This is a genomic window from Neoroseomonas rubea (assembly GCF_016106015.1).
GTDB classification, from domain to species: Bacteria; Pseudomonadota; Alphaproteobacteria; order Acetobacterales; family Acetobacteraceae; genus Neoroseomonas; species Neoroseomonas rubea.
The window spans coordinates 1-5,242 of the sequence record NZ_JACADQ010000303.1 but is presented as its reverse complement, the minus strand read 5'-3'; the positions used below and the strand labels follow the sequence as shown (position 1 = coordinate 5,242).

Annotated in this window: 6 protein-coding genes; 4 read left to right on the top strand and 2 right to left on the bottom strand. The window is 71.4% G+C overall.

Annotation, left to right across the window (positions count from 1 at the left end; genetic code table 11):
• Positions 1–875: DUF445 domain-containing protein (locus tag HW577_RS20270; RefSeq protein WP_198377939.1), on the top strand; the 875-nt coding region annotated here is incomplete at its 5' end.
• Here HW577_RS20270 and HW577_RS20265 read toward each other — a convergent pair.
• Entirely contained in the window at positions 872–1,426 is a 555-nt protein-coding gene (locus HW577_RS20265; RefSeq protein WP_198377938.1) for a hypothetical protein, read from the bottom strand. The genes HW577_RS20270 and HW577_RS20265 overlap by 4 nt on opposite strands.
• Before the next feature lie 126 nt (positions 1,427–1,552).
• A complete protein-coding gene (locus HW577_RS20260) occupies positions 1,553–2,074 on the bottom strand; it encodes a hypothetical protein (protein ID WP_198377937.1) in 522 nt (173 codons plus the stop codon).
• A 132-nt stretch (positions 2,075–2,206) separates the two neighbouring features.
• On the opposite strand from HW577_RS20260, the gene HW577_RS20255 reads away from it, so the two are divergent.
• Genes HW577_RS20255 through HW577_RS20245 form a run of 3 tightly spaced genes read left to right on the top strand, consistent with a single transcriptional unit; the run spans position 2,207 to position 5,117 of the window.
• Positions 2,207–3,187 (top strand): Bug family tripartite tricarboxylate transporter substrate binding protein, encoded by a 981-nt coding sequence (locus HW577_RS20255; RefSeq protein WP_198377936.1) that lies wholly within the window; start codon positions 2,207–2,209, stop codon positions 3,185–3,187.
• Positions 3,188–3,192: 5 nt separating this feature from the next.
• A complete protein-coding gene (locus HW577_RS20250) occupies positions 3,193–4,440 on the top strand; it encodes a CaiB/BaiF CoA transferase family protein (RefSeq protein WP_198377935.1) in 1,248 nt (415 codons plus the stop codon).
• Positions 4,437–5,117 (top strand): glutathione S-transferase family protein, encoded by a 681-nt coding sequence (locus tag HW577_RS20245; RefSeq protein WP_198377934.1) that lies wholly within the window; start codon positions 4,437–4,439, stop codon positions 5,115–5,117. The genes HW577_RS20250 and HW577_RS20245 overlap by 4 nt, the downstream gene beginning before the upstream one ends.
• Positions 5,118–5,242 lie beyond the last annotated feature (125 nt).

The window sequence follows — 5,242 nt, the reverse complement described above, 5'->3', positions numbered from 1 at the left end:
CCGCCGCGGTGGCGATGGCCGGCGCCCTGCCGCGGGTGGTCGCGAGCCTCGAGGACGGGCGGGCGAAGCGCCTGCTGGTCCGGCTGCTGCCGCGCATCGTCTCGGGCCCCGCCGGGGCGCGGCTGGTCGCGCGCGTGCTGCGCGCCTTCGTCGCCTCCGGCCGGCATCAGGAGGTGTTCTCCCTGGCCATCGGCCAGCTGAAGGTGCTGCTGACGGCGCGTGAAGATGCGCTGCGCGCCGCGATCGAGACGCGCATCCGCGCCGAGGGCGGCGCGCTCCTCGGCTGGCTCGCCGGCGCCTCCGTCGCCAAGCGCATCCTGCACGCCATCAACACCGAGCTCGAGAAGGTGGAGCCCGAGGATTCCGAGCTGCGCGCCGCCTTCGCGGTTTGGCTCGGGCAGGAGATCGAGCGGCTGGAGACCGACCCGGAGCGTTCGGCGGCGATCGGCCGCGTGCTGCGGGAGGCGCTGGCCCATCCGTCCGTCGCCGCCTGGCTGATGGATGTCTGGGCCAGGCTGCGCGCCGCGCTGGTCGCGGATGCGGCGCGTCCCGATGGGCGGACGGTGACGCTGCTCGCGGGCGTCTTCGCCAATGCGGGCACGCTGCTCGCCGAGGACCCGGCGGCGCGGGAGAGGCTGAACCGCGCGGTCGAAGGCGTGCTGATCACGCTGCTGCCTTCGGCCCAGGCGCAATTGTCGGACTTCATCGCGGGCGTGGTGGGCAACTGGGACGCGGCCACGGTGGCCGAGAAGATCGAGCTCCGCGTCGGGCGGGACCTGCAATACGTCCGCATGAACGGGACGCTGGTGGGGTTCCTGGCCGGGGGCGCGCTGTTCGCGGTGCTGACCGCGATCTTCGGACGCGTCGCCTTCTAGTTCCCGGAGGTGGAGCTGATCTGGCGGAAGATCTCCTCGGCTTCCTTGAAGGTCTCCTCCGCGCGCGCCTTCATCACCGGATCGGCGAAGCGGTCCGGGTGGAAGCGCAGACGGAAGGCCCGCTGGGTCGCCTCGACAAGCCAGGCGGGCGCCGTCTCGGCCAGGTGAACGCGCCGCAGCAGGCCCTGCCCGCGCGGCGGAAGCGTCTCGGAGGCCAGTGCGCGTTCGGCGGCGGTGGCACGCGCCTCGGCCTCGCGGGCGCGCCGCTCGGCGATCTCGAGCCGGGCCTGCAGCGTGCCGATCAGCGCCTCCCGATCGGCATCGCGGTCGCCGCCCTCGGGCGACATGGCGGCGAAGCGCGACTGGCCGATGAGCTCCGCGACGCGGCGCGCGGCCGATTGCGCGACCGCGACGTCACGACGGCCGAGTTCCTCCAGGATGAACTCCAGAAGTTCACTGTCGCCGGCATGCGTTTCGGCAAGTTCCAGCAGACGCGCGGAAGGCCAGCTCACAATGGAGCGCCGGTTCGGTGTCGCTGCTGCCGTGGCCATGCCTACGGGTATCCTTTCGTCTCAATTTGTTTAATTACCATCATTGTAAATTCATTTCTATGGACCAAGGGTTGTGATCGGTCGCGCAACAGTGGTACGTGGGCGATGCGCGGCATACGCGCGACGTCAGCCTTCGCGCCGGCGCTCGATCTCCTCGAATACGGCCTCGGCGCGCTTGAACACTTCCTCCGCCCGGCCGCGCCGGGCGGGTTCGTGCTGCGCATCCGGATGATAGCGGCGACGGAAGGCACGGCGGACTTCCGCCACCAGCCAAGCCGGCGCATTCGGCGTCAGGTAGACGCGGCGATGCGGGCCGGGATCGCCGATAGCCTCGCCCGCGGCGGCGGCGCGCTGCGGGTCACCGGCCGCTTGCTCGGCATCCTTCAGCCGCGCGCGCAACCGGTCGATCTCGCGCGCCGCGGTCGCCAGCATCTCCCGCAATTCCTGCACGCCGGCGCCGCGCGGCGGCAGGGCGATGCCGTCCAGCATGCGGAGGATCCGCGCCTCCACCGACTTGGCCCGGACGCCGGGACGCAGCCCGGCCTCCTTCGCGAGCCCCTCCAGCACGCGCCGGTCGCCCGGATGCAACAGGGCCTGCTCGGCGAGCTGCTCGATCGGCCATTCGCGAAACGGCCGCTCCGAGTCCATGTGTCCGCAACCCTCCTGGTCGAGCGTCTTCCTGTGCCACGGACGGGTTAACGCCCCGCTCATGGCCGGGCGCCTTCCGGCGCGCCCGACGATGCGCGAGACTGAAGCGAGGAAACGTACCGGGAGACCCGCATGCACACTCGTTTCGCGCCGACGCGCCGAACCCTTCTGGGCGCCGCCGCCGCCCTCGCGGCCCCCGCCACCGCCCGCGCGCAGGATGGATGGCCGACCCGCCCCGTCCGCATCGTCGTCCCCTTCCCGCCGGGTGGGTCGAACGACGTGGTGGCGCGGCCCCTCGCGGACCGGCTGCAGCGGCGCCTGGGCCAGCCCGTGGTGATCGAGAACCGCGCCGGTGCCGGCGGGGCGATCGGCGCGACCGCGGTCGCCCAATCGCCGGCGGACGGCTACACGCTGATGGTCTCCTCCTCCTCCTTCGCCACCACCTCCATCGCGCAGCGCGTGCCCTGGGGCGTGCTGGAGAATTTTACCCCCGTCGCGCTGCTGGCCCGCTCCCCCTTCATCGTGCTGGTGCATCCCGACTTCCCGGCGCGCAGCGTGCAGGACCTGGTGCGCCTCGCGCGCGAAAGGCCCGGCGCGATTGACTTCGGCTCCTCCGGCCCCGGCGGCATCAACCACTTCGTCACCGAGTATTTCTGCCTGCGCGCGGGCATCCGCATGAACCACGTGCCCTATCGAGGCATGCCGCCGGCGGTGACGGACCTGGTCGCCGGCCACATCCCGGTGCTGATCACGACCATGCCCTCCGCCGCCGCCGTGGTGCGCGAAGGGCGCGTGCGCCTGCTTGCCTACACCGCACCGGGGGCACCGGAGGGGGCGCCGCCCGCGCCGCTCGTGAAGGATGCCGGCATCGACTACGAAAGCGACATCTGGTGGGGGCTGTTCGCGCCGCGCGGCCTGCCGGAGCCGATCCTCGCGCGGCTCAACGCGGAGACCAACGCAGCGCTGCGCGACCCCGACATGGCTAGGCTGTTCCAGGCGGAAGGTGCCCGCCCCTCCCCGGCCACACCCGCGGAATTCACGGAGTTGCTGCGCACCGAGCTCGCCCGCTGGCGCGAGGTGGCGCAGGCCGCGAACATCCGCCCCGAAGGCTGACCCCCATGCCCGCCATCCATCGCAAGGCCTTCGACCCATCCGCGCGCGGCGCGATGGACGGCGTGCGGATCGTCGACCTCTCCCGCCTCGTCGCAGGGAACATCCTGACCAAGGTCTTCTCGGACCATGGGGCGGAGGTGGTGAAGGTCGAGCCGCCGGAAGGCGACACGCTGCGCGCCTGGCGTGTCGGCGGCGTCGAGACGTCGTGGAAGACGATCTGCCGCAACAAGAAGTCCGTCGCGCTGGATCTCAAGCGGCCCGAGGGCATCGCGGTGGTGAAGGCGCTCGCGCGCGATGCCGCGATGCTGGTGGAATCCTTCCGCCCCGGCGTGCTGGAGGCGATGGGCCTGCCGCCGGAGGAACTCCTCGCGATCAACCCGCGGCTCGTCATCGTGCGCATCTCGGGCTGGGGGCAGGATGGCCCGTACCGCCACAAGCCTGGCTTCGGCACGCTGGTCGAGGGCTATTCCGGCTTCGCCGCGGTGAACGGCTTCGACGACCGGGAGCCCGTGCTGCCGCCGATGTTCATGGGCGATGCCTATGCGGGGCTGTATGGCGCCTCGGTCGCGATGATCGCGCTGCGCCATGCGGAATCCGGCGGCGCGGGCCAAGTGCTCGACGTGTCGCTGTTCGAGCCGCTGTTCAGCGTGCTGGAACCCCAGCTGGCGAACTGGCGCATCACCGGCGCGCGGAAGCCGCGCACGGGCAGCCGGTCCACCAACACATCGCCGCGCAACGCGTATCGCACGAAGGATGGCGGTTGGGTGTGCCTGTCGGCCTCGACCCAGGGCATGACCGAGAAACTGTTCCGCTCGATCGGGCGGGGGGACATGATCGCCGACCCGCGCTTCGCCAACAATCCGGCGCGGCTGCAGCACTGGCAGGAGCTGGATGCGATCATCGGCGGCTGGATCGCCGAACGGACGCTCGCCGAGAACCTGGACCATTTCGACAAGGCGGGCGTGACGATCGGCCCGATCATGGACGCCGGGATGCTGGAGGGCGACCGCTACACGATCGAGCGCGAGGCGCTGATCGAGGTGCCGGACGAGGACATGCCCGGCGGCTGGCTGCCCATGCATGGCTTCGTCCCGCGCCTGTCCGGCACGCCCGGCGTGCTGGCGCGCCCGGCGCCGCGGATCGGCGAGCACAATGACGAAATCCTCGCGCCGGTCCTCGGCGCGGCGGAACTGGCACGGCTGCGGAGCCTCGGCGTGGTGCGCGAGGCCGAGGCACGGAAGGCGGCGGAATGACCATCAGGCTGTTCGAACTCTGCGGGGCGGACCCGAAGCGGGTCTTCAGCCCCTTCTGCTGGCGCAGCCGCATGGCCCTCGCGCACAAGGGCCTCGCCTTCGAGAGCGTGCCCTGGCGCTTCACGGAACAGGCGGCGCTGGCATTCGCCAAGCACGACAAGGTGCCGGTACTGGTCGATGGGGATCGCGTGGTGGTCGAATCCTTCGACATCGCGAAGCACCTCGACGCCGCCTATCCGGCCGCGCCGTCGCTGCTGCACGGCGCGCCGGAGACCTACCGCTTCGTCGGCGCCTGGACCGACACGGTGCTGCATGCGGGGATCGCGGGGCTGATCGTCTCCGACATCCCGGCGCTGCTGGATGAGGCCGACCGCGCCTATTTCGTCGCGAGCCGGGAGAAGCGGTACGGGAAGACGCTCGCCGAGGTGACGGCGGGGCGGGAGGAACGTCTGCCCGCCTTCCGCGCCAGCCTGCTGCCGCTGCGCCACGCGCTGCGCGGGCGGGATTTCCTCGGCGGCAGCACGCCGGACTATGGCGACCACACAGTGTTCGGCGGGTTCATGTGGGCGCGGGTGGTCAGCCCGCTGGAACTGCTCGCGGCGGATGATCCGGTGCATGCGTGGCGGGAGAGGATGCTGGACCTGTTCGGGGGGATGGCGCGCGCGACGCCGTTGTAGGTCCCGAGGGGGCGTCGCCCCCTCGGACTCCCCCACCAAAGGCCGAAGGGCCTTTGGAAACCAACACTTGGAGCCCCACTTCCGCAGGTGGCGCGGTGACGGGTTCCGAGGGCCTTTCGGCCCTC